11 protein-coding genes and 1 pseudogene are annotated in these 14,759 nt (G+C 42.7%); 10 read left to right on the top strand and 2 right to left on the bottom strand.

Annotated elements, in window-relative coordinates; translation table 11 throughout:
- From H525_RS29830 to H525_RS25225, 3 genes and pseudogenes are all read left to right on the top strand, one after another.
- A pseudogene (locus H525_RS29830) lies at window positions 1-151 on the top strand (IS91 family transposase); the annotation flags it as partial.
- Between the two features lie 318 nt (window positions 152-469).
- Window positions 470-1,909, top strand: coding sequence for an amino acid permease (locus tag H525_RS25230; RefSeq protein ID WP_051331238.1), 1,440 nt, complete (start codon window positions 470-472; stop codon window positions 1,907-1,909).
- Between the two features lie 290 nt (window positions 1,910-2,199).
- Window positions 2,200-3,486 (top strand): EAL domain-containing protein, encoded by a 1,287-nt coding sequence (locus tag H525_RS25225; RefSeq protein ID WP_051331237.1) that lies wholly within the window; start codon window positions 2,200-2,202, stop codon window positions 3,484-3,486.
- A gap of 46 nt (window positions 3,487-3,532) precedes the next feature.
- On the opposite strand, the gene H525_RS26835 is transcribed toward H525_RS25225, so the two are convergent.
- Window positions 3,533-3,712 (bottom strand): ATP-binding protein, encoded by a 180-nt coding sequence (locus H525_RS26835; protein ID WP_081413567.1) that lies wholly within the window; start codon window positions 3,710-3,712, stop codon window positions 3,533-3,535.
- Between the two features lie 203 nt (window positions 3,713-3,915).
- Here H525_RS26835 and H525_RS0122100 point away from each other — a divergent pair, with 203 nt between their 5' ends.
- The 4 genes from H525_RS0122100 to H525_RS0122085 all read left to right on the top strand — a co-directional run bounded on the left by H525_RS0122100 (window position 3,916) and on the right by H525_RS0122085 (window position 7,342).
- Window positions 3,916-4,539: a DNA-3-methyladenine glycosylase gene (locus H525_RS0122100; RefSeq protein ID WP_027417978.1), complete on the top strand. Its 624-nt coding sequence runs from the start codon at window positions 3,916-3,918 to the stop codon at window positions 4,537-4,539.
- Between the two features lie 175 nt (window positions 4,540-4,714).
- The gene (locus tag H525_RS0122095; RefSeq protein ID WP_027417977.1) at window positions 4,715-6,433 is read left to right on the top strand and encodes a bacterial transcriptional activator domain-containing protein; all 1,719 of its coding nucleotides are present in this window, start codon (window positions 4,715-4,717) and stop codon (window positions 6,431-6,433) included.
- A 77-nt stretch (window positions 6,434-6,510) separates the two neighbouring features.
- Window positions 6,511-6,969, top strand: a complete 459-nt coding sequence (locus tag H525_RS25220) for an ATP-binding protein (protein WP_035102371.1) — start codon at window positions 6,511-6,513, stop codon at window positions 6,967-6,969.
- Window position 6,970: 1 nt separating this feature from the next.
- Entirely contained in the window at window positions 6,971-7,342 is a 372-nt protein-coding gene (locus H525_RS0122085; RefSeq protein ID WP_027417976.1) for an STAS domain-containing protein, read from the top strand.
- Between the two features lie 8 nt (window positions 7,343-7,350).
- Here H525_RS0122085 and H525_RS0122080 read toward each other — a convergent pair whose 3' ends face one another.
- Window positions 7,351-9,231 carry a SpoIIE family protein phosphatase gene (locus tag H525_RS0122080; protein ID WP_081413565.1) on the bottom strand — a complete coding sequence of 627 codons (1,881 nt, stop codon included), beginning with the start codon at window positions 9,229-9,231 and terminating at the stop codon, window positions 7,351-7,353.
- A 246-nt stretch (window positions 9,232-9,477) separates the two neighbouring features.
- Here H525_RS0122080 and H525_RS0122075 point away from each other — a divergent pair, with 246 nt between their 5' ends.
- The 3 genes from H525_RS0122075 to H525_RS0122065 all read left to right on the top strand — a co-directional run bounded on the left by H525_RS0122075 (window position 9,478) and on the right by H525_RS0122065 (window position 14,717).
- The gene (locus H525_RS0122075; RefSeq protein ID WP_027417974.1) at window positions 9,478-11,082 is read left to right on the top strand and encodes an S-layer homology domain-containing protein; all 1,605 of its coding nucleotides are present in this window, start codon (window positions 9,478-9,480) and stop codon (window positions 11,080-11,082) included.
- Between the two features lie 120 nt (window positions 11,083-11,202).
- Window positions 11,203-13,866, top strand: coding sequence for a YbhB/YbcL family Raf kinase inhibitor-like protein (locus H525_RS25900; protein ID WP_051331236.1), 2,664 nt, complete (start codon window positions 11,203-11,205; stop codon window positions 13,864-13,866).
- A 164-nt stretch (window positions 13,867-14,030) separates the two neighbouring features.
- Window positions 14,031-14,717 (top strand): M15 family metallopeptidase, encoded by a 687-nt coding sequence (locus tag H525_RS0122065; RefSeq protein ID WP_245590552.1) that lies wholly within the window; start codon window positions 14,031-14,033, stop codon window positions 14,715-14,717.
- The last annotated feature ends 42 nt before the right edge of the window (window positions 14,718-14,759 follow it).

The raw sequence follows: 14,759 nt of genomic DNA, 5'->3' as shown, positions 1-14,759 counted from the left end.
ATGCCCCATAACAAGAGCTTATTTAGAAAGGGTGATTAGCGATCTCACCGGTATCAAAAACCCGTCAAAAAGGGAAGAAAAAGAAGAAAAACATAAATCTAAACCAGTCCAAGAAACAGAGCGTCAGCTTTGTTTGTTTAACGTGTCATGAAAAAGAGGAAATTCCTTTAAGTGTTGTAAGGGACTTTGACTTAATGGACGATGGAGATCCAACCACTCCCCCGATGTTTTCATGCGAAAAATGTGGTGGACGAATGTATCCGGAATATTATGAGGGAGTACATGGCATAAAGTACAGACTATCGGATATTCTCTAAACAAAAAAGGACCGGGCGGTTTTTGCCCGGTTTTTCTTATGTATTCTTTAATAATCAGGATTGGTATGATATTTGCACTATCTTATTTGTTATGAAAGCGCATTCTTTTTATCGGCGTACATGGCTAAAAACTTTTATAAAGGAGAGGTTCCATGACAGAATTGAACAATCAGAAGCATGAATTAAAGCGAACCATGAAAAGCAGGCATTTGTTCATGATTTCCCTCGGCGGGGTCATTGGTACAGGTTTTTTTCTTGGGTCAGGGTATACCATTAGCCAGGCAGGGGCGTTTGGTGCCGTTCTGTCTTATTTGGTAGGCGGATTTATTATGTATCTAACGATGCTGTGCCTGGGTGAACTCTCTGTGGCCCTTCCGGTGGCGGGATCATTTCAAACGTATTCAACCAAATTTATCGGGCCGGCGACCGGATTTACCGTTGGCTGGATTTATTGGCTTGGCTGGGCGGTCACAGTGGCGCTGGAGTTGCTCTCTGCAGGACAGCTTATGCAAAGATGGTTTCCCCATTCGCCGGTTTGGATGTGGTGTGCGATTTTTGGGGCAGCGCTGTTCTTTTTGAATGCACTGTCAGCGCGCTCTTTCGGTGAAACCGAATACTGGTTCTCCAGTGTGAAAGTCGCTGCAATTATTCTATTTATTATCCTTGGCGGTGCTGCGCTGTTTGGCTTTGTCAGCATGCGGGGAGGTCAGGCAGCCCCACTGTTTACGAATTATGTGCCTCATGGTGAGGGGCTGTTTCCTAATGGGTTGAAGGGTCTGCTGCTAACCATGATCACGGTAAACTTTTCATTCCAGGGAACAGAGTTAATTGGAATTGCGGCCGGGGAAAGTGAAAACCCCGAACAGACGATACCGAAGTCGATTCGAAACACGGTATGGCGGACAATTTTCTTCTTTGTCCTTGCGATCTTTGTCCTTGCGGGACTTATTCCATGGAAAGAAGCCGGGGTCGTGGAAAGCCCGTTCGTCGTCGTATTCGATAAAATTGGGATTCCGTATGCGGCCAATATTATGAACTTTGTTATTTTAACTGCGCTGTTGTCTGTGGCGAACTCCGGCCTTTACGCCGCCACCCGGATGCTGTGGGCCCTTTCGAAAACCGGGATGGCAGCGCCTGCACTCGGGAAACTGACAGCGAGAGGGATTCCGATGAACGCCCTGATTCTTACGCTTGCGATTGCTTTCATGTCCTTGCTGTCCAGTGTGGTGGCCGAGAAAACGGTTTATCTCTGGTTAATCTCTGTTGCGGGCCTGGGAGCACAGGTCGGCTGGATATCCATTAGTGCTTCTCAGTTAGCTTTTCGTAAGAAATACCTGGCAAAGGGCGGCAAAATCGAAGACCTTAAATATAAAACACCACTGTACCCGGTTCTTCCGATTATTGGGCTCGCGCTAAACATCGTTGTATTACTAAGCTTAGCGTTTGACCCCAATCAAAGAATCGCACTGTATTGTGGAATTCCTTTTATGGCCGCTTGTTATTTGTACTATAATCTTCGCTTGAAAAATAAAGTAAAGCAGGAGAATGATAACCGTAACCCTTCGGCGACTACGATTCTAAGGGAAGAATAAAAAACTCCTCTTCTTCTTGCTGTTTTCTGATTGTTTTTCGACCTTGTACACCTTAATTACGTGCCGGATCACAATGAAAAAAAGACATGATATACAAAAGCACCTCCCTGAATCGAAACGAACCTTTCCATTTAGGTGGTGCTTTTTGTATTTTCTTCAATAATTGTCACCAAATAAAAAATCCCTTGTTTTTATATAACATAACAATGGAATAAAACCTTACATAAAGATATAATAATGGAAAAACGATTGAGTATTTTTATATTATGATAAAGGAGGAGCAGGGGAGGATGAGTTTAGTTAATCATTCAAGTTTGGACATAGAAAAAATGATTATGGAGGAGAGGGTTATTTCGTACTTTCAACCTCTGGTATCTATCAAGCAAAAAGCAATCGTTGGTATAGAGGCTTTGGCGCGCGGTGTCAATAGTGAAGGGGGTCCCCTCATTTCACCGGTTCAGCTATTCGAAGAGGCAACGAAACAAGGGGTAGTCCTGGAACTGGATCGGCTTTGCCGAAAAAAAGCGTTGGAAGGCTTTGCACGGTTGTGCGCGAAAAACCCTGACCTTATTCTGTTTATGAATTTCGAAACCTTAATTATTGACAATGGAATTGTTGGTTCCGGCTATTTACTCAATCAGGTTCAGGAAACAGGAGTCAACCCGAATCAAATCGTTCTTGAAATTATTGAATCCAAAGTTAGCGATTCTACTGCGTTAACCCAATTTGTAACCACGTACCGTAATTTTGGATTCCTCCTTGCTTTAGACGATGTGGGGGCCGGATATTCAAATTTAGACCGTATTCCCCTGATTAAACCGGATATTCTGAAAATTGACCGCTCCCTTATCACAAATATTCACGAGGAGTATCATAAACAAGAAATTGTCAAGTCTCTGGCTAATCTGTCTAAAAGAATTGGCGCCCTTGTCGTGGCGGAAGGAATTGAAACGAGACAAGAAGCGTGTTTTCCATTCGATATAGGCATTGATATCCTGCAGGGTTATTACTTTGCGCGTCCGAAACAGATTGGACAGATTGACCGGTATGGTCTACATGAACGAATTGAAGGGCTATCTTATCAGTTACAACATTATAAGCATGAGCAATTGTCCCGATATAAAAGCCAAAAAGTGTATTGTGACGGTATAGTAAAAATGATTCGAAATGAAATAGGAAGCCAGTCTTCCGCCTGCTTTGACGAAATCCTCCGAGAAGTAACCAGCCAATTCTCTGCGATTGAGTGTACATACATTTTAGATGCCAAAGGCGTTCAGATTAGCGATACACATTGCAACGAACAGAGAACACCGCCGCAAAGTCGGTTCATCTTTCAACCGGCATTAAAAGGAACGGACCATTCGTTAAAGGATTATTTCTATCAACTTACCATCGACCCAACGATTCAAATTTTTAATACAGAGCCGTACATTTCACTGGCAACAGGGAACTTGTGCCTGACATTTTCATGCCTTTTTGCGGATGACCATGGCAGCAAGTATACACTTTGTGTTGATTTTAATCCTCAGAGTACAGGTGAAATAGAAATAGCCGGCGACGTTGAAACTGGTTTATAGAGTGACTGGAATATGAGGAAACTCTGAATAACGGTTTCCTTCTTTTTTAATATCGCTTTGGAAGAATGATATCAAATGTTGTTCCGATTTCTTTTTCTGAAAAAACCAGGATTTTTCCGTTATGGCTTTCAATAATACGGTAAGAAACAGATAAACCCAAACCTAAACTGCTCTCTTTTGTCGTAAAGAATGGATTAATCATTTGATTCAGTACATCTTTATCCATTCATGTGCAAAGGTTCATTACTTGACATAGTTTTGACCTCCCAAAAATTTTTGTTACGGAGTATGCAGATTAACTTCACGTTATCATTTACTGAGAAATTTCTTGCTCAAAGATAGGATAATAATGTAAATTAAACAAAATATGGGTTATATCCTTTTCGTTTACAGAAATAGCTGTAAAATAAAAGTGCCGAGGAGAATAAAATGAAGCTTCCTAAAAGTTTTTATCATAGGAATACACTGGACGTAGCAAAGGAATTACTGGGTAAATACCTTGTCCATAACATAGAGGGAGTCGAGCGGGTCGGCAAAATTGTAGAGGTGGAGGCTTATCTTGGCCCGCATGACAAGGCGGCTCATTCCTATAACGGCCGAAGAACCCCGCGCAATGAAGTCATGTATGGTCCGCCGGGATATGCGTATGTTTATTTTATATACGGGATGTATCATTGTGTGAACGTAGTTACAAATGACAGGGAAAAGCCGGAAGCGGTGCTAATACGGGCGCTGGAACCGGTTGCCGGGATTAAGGAAATGGCGCTCGCCCGATTTGGCAAAGAATTGCCATTAACGGATCGGGAGTATCGTAATTTGTGCAGCGGACCCGGTAAACTATGTCAGGCCCTTTCCATAACCCGTGAGGACAATGGGCTTGATCTGTCCGGTAAAAAACTCTATATTACATATCCGCCGGATGAGCGGGAAAGTAGGGAAAAAAGGTTTGAAATCGTAGCTGCTCCCCGCGTCGGTATTGCTTATGCGGAGGAGGCTGTCCACTATCCGTGGCGCTTTTATATCAAAGGCAATCCGTTTGTATCGAAAAAGTAGAGGGAGAATTTTTGATACATTTGTTAAGGTTTGTCCAAGCATAAATATACACTTATTATGAAAACTATATGAAATGTAAAGGATTTTGAATACGATTCGAGAACTATCATAGTTATCGGCTTGCAAAAGATCATCGGTTTAGATTTCGTAATTCACAGAGATAGGAGAAACCGCAGTGGAAGAACACGGAGAACTATGGGGACCATCTGGATTGGAATGGCTTGAAAATCATCTGGGTCGTACATGGCCGGATTGGATCGAGAAAACTGTTGCGGAGACTTGGAAAGCTCAAGAAAAATGGCTGCTGAATTGCCATCCGGACAAGGCTCTTCTTTTGCTTTTGCGCCAGTATTTATTGGGAGAAAAGGCAAACCTGGAAAAGAGATTGCGAAATTTAATCGTAACCCTAGCAAAATTCGGCAACCCTGGACAGATCGTAGCTGCTTTTTCTCTGCTAGGTCTCGCTATTGTAGAAGAGCGGGGATTCGATTCGGAGTTGGAAGCGATCTGCATACAGATTCAAAATGAGCCGGTGGCGATAGGTACTTATGAATACGTATTGCGACATTTTTTATTTGCGCAAGCGGCCGTATTGAAAGGGGAGTTGCAGACAACTGAGCAGTTATATGGAGAGTTAATAGACGGAAGAATTCCCTTTCAACCTATTTCTGTGTGGATACTTGGGCGAATTTATGAAAAATCGGCCATTTATATATTACGTAATCTTAATATTCTTGAAGTGCGTTGGCGAGTTGCTGCAGAACAATGGTGTAAACGGTTTGCTGATAGTTTCATAATAAAGCGATTGCAAAAATGTTTGCAATCACAATCCTTGCAATCATCCGAACTACATCCGATCGTAATCTGGAGGCTTTCCTTTGAAAATGGAAACGATATGGATGGACCGATTCGAGCAAATAGAGAAGATGTATTTAATGATCAAGAAGTTCAAGTTTTACTGGCAATACTTGAATCAAGGAGAATGCCAACTATAGAGGCAATTGAGCATGCCAGGTATATCGCACGAGCCTACGGCGACCCATTTTGGATGGAACGTTCCGATGAGCTTTCTGTTGTTACAAGACAAAAGCAAATCACAGATGTTGTGGATCAGGCTTCTGATTATGAGTATCGTTTTACTTTTTTTGAATCGTTCCAAGCATATTCTAGAAACGGTCAAAAACTTTTTCCGCTGCGATATAAAAGAAAAAAAGTGAAGCAATTGCTTGCACTGTTATTACTGCAACCTCACTATCGAATGGTAAAAGAAATCCTTTTAAATCAGTTGTTTGGAGATGACGAACGCAATCAGGATTCCAATTACCTGCATGTACTTATACACCGATTGCGTGAACTTTTGTACCGGCAAACAGGTATTCAAGAGGGCTGGATTTGGATTCAAGACGGATTGGTATTCTTTAATGAGGATCGGGTAAATGGAGTAGATGTACAAGAGTTTTTGAAACGTGCGTCTGTCGGGCATCAGCTGTGGCTGGACGATCAGGAGGATGCGGTTGTATTGTATCGCCAGGCAACACAAATGTTTCGGGACGTCATTGCGCCGGAATTTGAGTATGATGATTGGGTTGCGTCATTACGTGCCGAGGTTTTAAATAACCAACAAAAAATGCTGGGCAGGCTTATTAAACATGCGAATCAAAACAATTTACATGAACAGGTGATCCACTATTGTGAAGAACTACTAAAACTGAATGAATGGGATTTATCGACGGTGTATCAACTATGTCAAGGGCTGGAGAATACCGGTGATACGTGGCAGATCATTCAAACTTGCAATCGGTATGAAAGATTGCTAAGACAAGAACATGAAGAGATCCCTGAGTGGCTTAAGGCCTATCAAAAGAAATACTGCGTATCATACGACCAAAAATGAAACATGGTAAGCCAGGTGTTAGAGCATTAGTATAAAGGTAAAGGGTAGCGAAAATGATCCGTTTGGAGGTTTGATGAATGAGACAAGGCTCGAGTCAACAACTATATTCTGCATTTCCCACACGGATCGGCTCAGAAAAATTGGTATTCAATATGGCCGAGTATTTTTTGTCACCCTACCACCTTTTAAACGAGCAAATGGAAGATATAAAGACGATTCTTTCTGAAGCCTGCTTAAATGCGATCGAACACGGACAAACATGGAATTCTCCAGAAACGTATGCAGTTGAATTGAAAATACTAAACAATAGCTTATGGATACGAGTCTTTGATCATCGGCAAGAGATTCTGGATAAGGAAAATATTGTTCAAAGATTTCGAACGATAGCGAGTGTGTTTCAGAATCATTTTGAGACACGCGGGTGGGGATTGCAAATTATCGACCATTTGGCTGATAGTTGGGATTTCGGAATGGAGAATGGGAGAACTTTTATCGAAATTCAAGTGATTTTGAAACATGGCAAGGAGGGAAGATAGCATGGAGTCAAGTACAAAGATTTCAACCATTGTTAAAGACGATATATGGTGCATTCGCATCATAGGAGAATTAACACGTAATGAAGAAGAAACTTTTTTTCATACGTTCCCATGGTTACATCCATATGATGGAAACCGCTGCATTTTGTTTGATATGAGTCAAGTTCACTATTTGAATAGTGCAGGTATCGCTTTGCTAATTCGTTTTGTCAGAGAAGCAAAGCAGCGAAATTACTCTTGTTACGCACATAGTATATCCTCGCATTACCAAAAAATTTTCCGGATTGTTGGATTAATGTCTTACATGGAATTGTTTCCGGATGAATTTACCGCATTGGAAACATTGCATGCTCGTCGAACATTTGAGAAGTAAACCAAAGTTCACGAATTCATTCTTGAACGAACCATAACTAGGGTACAATCATCCTCCATCGTGTCAGTACAAAAGGATTGAATGGCTTCCATAATTGTATGACTGGATTTTTCCAAAAAATCCGCCGGATTGATTTCTTGCAATAGTTTGTGAAAACGTTCAAAACCGAATATTTCTTCTTTTTCATTTTTTCCTTCAATTAAACCATCTGTGTATAACACTAAAATATCATGCGGCTGCACTGAGATTATCTGCTGTTCAAAAGCCGCCTGCTCATCCACACCCACAGGAATCGATGGCAAATCGATTTCCTGCACTCCTGATTTTTTAATCAAGTAAGGAAAAGGATGGCCTGCGCCTGCATAAGTAATCGTTTGTTGGCTTTGATCGACAAGGGCAAGACCAATTGTGACAAACATGGAAGAGCGAACATCTCGAATAAAATAACGGTTCACTTTTTGCAAAATATCTTTTGGCGAACAATCGGAAAATGATTCGGAACGAATGTTGGATAACAAAGAAGATACCAGCAAGGCTGGCGCTAACCCATGCCCCATAATATCACCAATGACGAGTAAATGTCGCGTGGGACTTAAGAATATTACATCATAAAAATCCCCGGTCACTTTCTTCACTCCATGCAGGCACACAGATATTTCCAGACTTTGAGGAAATTCGTGAACTTTTGGCAACATCCCCCTTTGTACTTGCTGTGCTGCTTGTAAATCCTTTTCCATTCCTTGTTCATCTAAATGCAGTTGAATTTCTCTCCGATTCACCCAGTCCACACATAAAAATGATAGAAAAATGATAAGAATGGCTAATAGATATATCATTATTGAAGAATTTTTATCACTAAAGATAAGAAACAAACGACTGAACCATGAACCGGAGAGAATGGATCCATTATATACACATAAGCCTACGCCAATCCCAATCATTGTATTCCATCGGGTTTCCCGTTTCGCTAACACGAACAAGACAAAAAAGTCGAGAAATGCAAAGGAAACGCGGATCGCTGTAGTGCCGATGACTGCCGCAGGAAAAGCATGCGAAATTGCAAAAATTGCATACGCTCCACCTAGCAAGACGAGACCAAACAATGTTATGGGGCGAATTCCCTTTTTATCTCCTAAAAACCCGGCCAATGGCATCGCAATCGTATACGGAAGAGGAGTGTAATAGAGAAAGAATTTTGGAAATTGCTGAAGGTATGGATTGATTACTTGATACATTAATCCGCCTTCTAAAAAGATGATATATATAAAAAACAACACTACAAACATCGCCATATTGTCTTTTTTTCTGAAACGCTGGGGCTTTATCGATGACTGTGGAACCACAAACAATGCAGGTGAAGAGAGGAAGCATGCAAAAGCAACCAAAATTAACCCTTGAAATAAAAGAAAAGACAACAAAGGTTGAAAGTTTTCACTTAAAATATTGATGATATAAACAGTCGATTCAATAAAAAAACCTGTCACTCCTAAATTCCAACCGATATATCGCGAATGTACCCGTTGACGAATCAAATTTAACCATATAAATGAAGGATAGGACGACAACAACCCCACTATAGCAAAAACCCACTTCCAATCCCCAGGAGATACCCATAAACAGGAAAGATTCAAACCAATTGTAGTAACAAGAATGGAAGATAATACGACATTTTGAATTCTTGCAGAAAGCGATACTTTTGCGAACAAGATTCCCCAGAATGCGAAAGATAGGGAGTAAACAAGCAGAAATGGATGAACCAACGATGTTGGTTCAATACCATTCTTTGAGGCAAAGGTTGCTAGTATTGTGCCGAATAATGGATTAGTAAGGACCCAGCCTTGGAATGCACATAAAAAAATTAAGTATCTCCAATTGATATTTTTCCTCATACGAAGCAAGTTCCCTTTCTTTCAACCTCTAGTAGTTGTATTCCTCAGAAAATTCGCTGTCAGGTCGAGAAAATCCTTTCCACCAATCAGTCTCAATCGTTTTCTTTTGAAAATCAACGGCAAACAGTAAGTTGCCGGTAAGAGAAAGGAAAGAAGGAGCTTTTATAATTAAATTAATTAGTAGACTTCATGTATTTTTTAACAATTTTCTTATTAGGTAAAACGAATGATTCAAGGAGGGGTAAAATGAAATCAGGAAGTAAAATTTCCCACGGGATGTTACTGGCTGTTTTGGCCGGCAGCTTTGTTTTGACCAACCCTGCTTCCGTTTTTGCAGAAGCAAAGGATTTTAGCGGACATTGGGCATCTTCGCAAATTACAAAATGGATGGACAAAGGCTACATAGCCGGGTATGAGGATGGCAGCTTTAAACCGGACCATAGTATTACACGCGCCGAGTTTATCACGCTTGTAAACAAATCTTTTGGATTTACCGAAAAAACATCGGTTGATTATAAAGATGTTTCACCGGGTCAGTGGTTTTATGATGAGTTTGCCATTGCAAAAGCGGCCGGTTACATTTCCGGTTATGAAGACGGAACGGTAAGGCCGAACAACAAAATTACGCGTCAAGAAGCAGCTGTAATTGTCGGAAAGTTGTTGAAAATCAATGGAGCCACTGCTGAAAATAATGCGCAGAATTTCATAGATTCTTCGGCCATGGCATCCTGGAGTAAAGGATCGATTGCGGTCATCACTGGAAAAGGGATCATGCATGGCTATCCCGATAAGATGTTTAAACCCGGTAACGCGATTTCACGTGCGGAATCGGTTGTTACGCTGGACCAGGCATTAAGCATGATAAATGCTTCTCCACAGCCTGCCGGCACACAATATGATAAAGCAGGTACATATGGACCGGCAGCAGGCACAGAAACAATTGAAGGCAATGTTGTGTTTGCTGCTTCCGATGTAACCTTGCAAAATACGATCATAACCGGGGATTTAACGCTGGCCGAATCGGTTGGAGAGGGCACCGCCCATTTACAAAATGTAACGGTTAAAGGCACAACGACGATTAAAGGCGGGGGAGCGAATTCGGTGTATGCAGCCGACTCTACGTTTTCTAAAGTGGTTGTAAATAAAAAAGGGGGTGGCGTCCATATTGTTGCTTCAGGTGCAACCAATATGGATAGTGTAACGCTTCAATCCGGAGGAAAACTTGAACAAGGCAAGTTAACGGGAACGGCGAAAGGTTTTAGCAATGTAACAATCGAGGCTTCCGATCAAGCGGCTATTACGCTCAGCGGTAGCTTCAACAGCGTTTCGATCCATGGCAATGCTTCCATTGAATTGTCCGGTGGTACGATAGACAACCTGGAAGTAGAAAAAGGAGCCAATCATCCCCTGATCACTCTTCTCTCTGACATAACTGTTAAAAATTTCACGGCAAACGATGCGGTAAAAGTGAATGGTACGGGCAAAATCGAAAACGCAAAAGCAAATGCAAACGGCGTATCGTTCGCGCAAAAGCCGGTTAATTTGCAAACAGCCCAGGGAATCCAGGTTTCCATTGGATCAACCGGCGGCGGTGGTGGCGGAGGCGGTTCCAGCTCTAGCTCGGGAAGCGGCGGAAGCAGTGGTTCGGTGTTAACCGGAAATTCGATTACGATCGGTAGTGACTATAACGGTCGAACGCTGGATAGTCTTCAGGTTTCGCAAGACGTTACCATTACAGCCAATAACTTCACCCTGAAAAATGTTCATATTCCCGGAAACTTAAAAATGACGGCAGCGAATAAGATCAATCTGGAAAACGTTACGGTTGACGGTGTGACAACCTTACAATAATGGTTCGCTGTTAAAGAACTTTAAGGGGAGATAATCAAATCAAATTTCCGGAATTTATTTTCTGAAAAAAATAGATCGTTTGAATGTTTTTGTAAAAAAATTTTAGGGGTGATGATTTGAATGAAAAATAGGGTAAATAAAAACTCGGTGATAGCTGTGTTATCAACCTTCGCATTTAGTACGCTGATTTCACCCGCCCATGCTGACACGACGATAACTGGTTCTACGTTATCCGGTGGATTGCAGGTGAACGCGCCCTCGAATCTGAATGTAGAAGGCGGGACACAGATTAACGGAAATGTTGGCATTAATGCCCCGGCAACCATTGGGGGATCGGCAACGAATGCTTTTGACAATGCATTAACTGACGTCCATCCTAGCGATCCGTCCTCTCTCATCCAATTTAATGTTCCGGTTCAAAATGTAATTGTAAGCGGGGATGCAAACATAAGTGGGACGGGGAATATTGGGAATTTAATGAAAAAACCGGGCGTAAACCATTTGAATTTACAGGGTGTAAATGCCGGCCGAACGGCGGTGATCGCGATTGATCTGGCAGCGCCAACAGATTTGAAAATTGGAAGCAAAACAACAGGGGTGATTACCGGATATACGCTGCAAGGTGGAGAGACATTTGATGTTTCCTGCAGCGATGAGAATGTTTTAACGATAGATGGTACGTTAACTGTGGCAGCAAAAAAAGCGGGCACAGCAGTAGTCGTAGTTAAAGTTAAGAATGGAAGCAACGAGGTTATTAAACAGGGAGCCGTAAGCGTAAGAGTGGCTGCCGCCGATAACACAGGAGCTGCTCAATCCGTTCAAGTTACCTCGTCTGCTTTTGCTGCAAATGGCTCGATTCCGATTAAGTATGGATTTAACAGGGATGGAAGCAACCTGCCGGAAGCGAAGAACACAAGCCTGCCGTTCAGTTGGAGCAAACCTGCTGGAACGCAGTCGTTTGCCCTGGTTATGTATGATCCGGATGCACAGAACTTCGTTCACTGGGCGGTTGTGAACCTGCCTGCTTCGACTACATCACTTCCGGAAGGGGCATCGATGAATTTAGATATCATGCCTCTTGGCAGCAGTATAGAGCTAAATAACGGATTTGGCATACAGGGATATGGCGGGCCGCAGCCACCTAGCGGAACGCACCATTATAAAACGGTGGTTTACGCTTTGAATGCACCTACTGTTAATTTAAATTCTGACGGTCATTATTCGTTCGATGATATACAGGCAGCGCTGGCAGGCAAAATCATTGCGCAGGGGGAATTAACAGGGACCTATACCCCTTTTCCGGCACCTGTAGCGCAACCGGGATATGAGGTAAATTCCACAAAGATTATGCATACCACTGGAGCCGGAAATAAACTGAAAACGATAGTTCAACCAGGGCCTTTTACTGCGCCCGCACCGGGAACGCCCGTGCCGAATGGTGCACAGGATTATACGGCCGGAATGGAACTGTTTCATGTTTCAGTCGGACAGCATGTAGGCTTATATGAGGTAGACGACAGCAACAACATTGTACACTTCTTCGATATTCTTCTTACACCCGCCAATGTCGCGGCCCCGGCTCCGGCACTTACCGGATATACAGTAGGCCAGGGCAGTGTGGCAGGTTCCACGAAGATTACGTATGCACCTACGACAGGAGGTTCACTTAAGGTGGTAACTTCTCCAATCAGCGGGGGTCTTTATCCCACGACTCCTATTTCGGGAGCAGATGAATTTAGCGGTAAACCATACCGCTCGGGAGACGATATTACCGGAGTATCTGCCGGGTGGTGGGTTCGTCTGTATGAGGTGGATGGAAATAACAAAATCGTCAAGTATGTTGATATTCAGCTGATGGATGGGGATGTTAATCCAGGTATTGCTAACTATACACAGCCTCCTTCCGCAGCGAACATTACTGTCCACAACAACAATGAACCAATGAAAGATTATGTGGAAGTAACGGGATTAACCACGGGTGATGTGATAAACGTTTATAGTGATCCAAGCGGTACAGCTCAATACCGGTTGGGCAGCGCGACGGTTGGGAACGGGGAAACATCTGCCGAAGTAAGCATTCCACAGTTAGGAACCGGCAGTGGAACTGTTTATGTTACCTTAACAAACTCTGGTAAGTCTGAAAGTGAGGTTACGCCAAAAGCTTATGATGCCGAGTTTGCCCCTCCTGCCAATGTTACGGTTTCAACGTCGGATACTCAGCCTGCTGCTATCGGCGGAGTGCAAAACGTTGTACAATGGACGGACAGTGCCTCGCCATCTGTACAAAATTATACGATTTATCGTGCAAATTCAGGCAACCCGTCCGATGCACAGTTCATAGGGGGATATATCAATCCAGGTGTTCGAAGCTATACCGACGATACTGCAATCCCTGGAACCCCGTATGATTATTATGTATATGCCAGCGATGGCAATCAAACTTTTTCCAGATCCTCAAGTTTTAACATAGTCACGGCTGCCGACGCTCCAGCCGTCACTGATGCAGTATTAACATCGGCTGATACTATCCTACTGACATTTAGCAGTTCTTTGACAGGGAGCGCGGGGAACCCGGCAGCATTTATCATTCACGGTGCAGCTTCCAGTCCCGATGTAATAAATGTAGCCGTATCCGGCGACACGGTTACATTAACACTTAATAACAATATCACCTTTGGAGATACTATTACGGTAGATTATACTCCTAAAGGAACAAATGATTTAACAAACGGAACACTGGTAGCTGCATTTGTGGGTCGTCCAGTGAGGGGTATCATTTTGTAGTCCCGTTCAAATTTTAAAATTACCATGGGAAGCCTTTGAAAGAGCTATTTCTTTTGAAGGCTTCTTTATTTCTATACTTGGATTTATTTAGAATAATGTAAAAAAATTAAGTTTACTGAATTTTTGTTTTATAGTAGAATGCAATTATAAAGGAGGTGATAAAAGTGGATAACCCTTCCCGGTTGTCTCGAAAGGAAGCCTCGCATGTGGACATCCCTATTTGCGAGATTGGAGAACCTCTGGTGTCTGTTTCCAACCTGTCTTCGAAAATAAAAACCTTTCCTTATTATTATCAGCAAAACATCCCGAATGCTCTGCCGGATTGTTATGTAAGGCAGGGGGTAGCCGAGAGATTGGTGAAAGCGGCTAACCTTCTTCCGGCAGACTACTGGTTAGTTGTACTGGACGGGTGGAGACCTTACCAAGTTCAACAGGCCCTCTATCAGATGTTTAAACAAGAACTGATGGCCAAAGGGCTGCAGGGTGAAGTCCTGTACGCCGAACTTGCAAAATTTGTAGCCCGCCCCTCAAAAAATCCTGATGCGCCGTCTCCCCATATCACCGGGGGAGCTGTCGATTTAACGATTGCCAATAACGAGGGCTGGTTGGAAATGGGAACCGATTTTGATGAACTTTCGGAAGCGGCCCATACATCGTGGTTTGAAACGAAACATTTACTGGATGATCTGGAACAGCGTGCGCGGGAACACCGGCGCTTGTTAACCCGTGTGATGTCGGAAGCGGGGTTTGTAAACTATGAAAAAGAATGGTGGCACTACGAATATGGAAATCAGCGCTGGGCGTTGAAATATGGTCAAAAAGCGATATATAAGGGAATTTTGCATTTATAGTTGTTTGAAAACGAAGAATTTACTCGTATTCTCTCGATTTTA

Origin of the sequence: Aneurinibacillus terranovensis DSM 18919 (genome assembly GCF_000430625.1) — a bacterium.
Classification (GTDB): Bacteria; Bacillota; Bacilli; order Aneurinibacillales; family Aneurinibacillaceae; genus Aneurinibacillus_B; species Aneurinibacillus_B terranovensis.
This window is presented reverse-complemented; position numbering and strand designations above follow the sequence as displayed.

Bases quoted from the DNA above. Each gene is read 5' to 3' on its own strand.
- H525_RS0122080 (WP_081413565.1), bottom strand. From the start codon at position 9,231: ATGAGGAAAAATATCAATTGGAGATACTTAATTTTTTTATGTGCATTC.
- H525_RS25220 (WP_035102371.1), top strand. From the start codon at position 6,511: ATGAGACAAGGCTCGAGTCAACAACTATATTCTGCATTTCCCACACGG.
- H525_RS0122100 (WP_027417978.1), top strand. From the start codon at position 3,916: ATGAAGCTTCCTAAAAGTTTTTATCATAGGAATACACTGGACGTAGCA.
- H525_RS0122085 (WP_027417976.1), top strand. From the start codon at position 6,971: ATGGAGTCAAGTACAAAGATTTCAACCATTGTTAAAGACGATATATGG.
- H525_RS25225 (WP_051331237.1), top strand. From the start codon at position 2,200: ATGAGTTTAGTTAATCATTCAAGTTTGGACATAGAAAAAATGATTATG.
- H525_RS26835 (WP_081413567.1), bottom strand. From the start codon at position 3,712: ATGGATAAAGATGTACTGAATCAAATGATTAATCCATTCTTTACGACA.
- H525_RS0122075 (WP_027417974.1), top strand. From the start codon at position 9,478: ATGAAATCAGGAAGTAAAATTTCCCACGGGATGTTACTGGCTGTTTTG.
- H525_RS25230 (WP_051331238.1), top strand. From the start codon at position 470: ATGACAGAATTGAACAATCAGAAGCATGAATTAAAGCGAACCATGAAA.
- H525_RS25900 (WP_051331236.1), top strand. From the start codon at position 11,203: ATGAAAAATAGGGTAAATAAAAACTCGGTGATAGCTGTGTTATCAACC.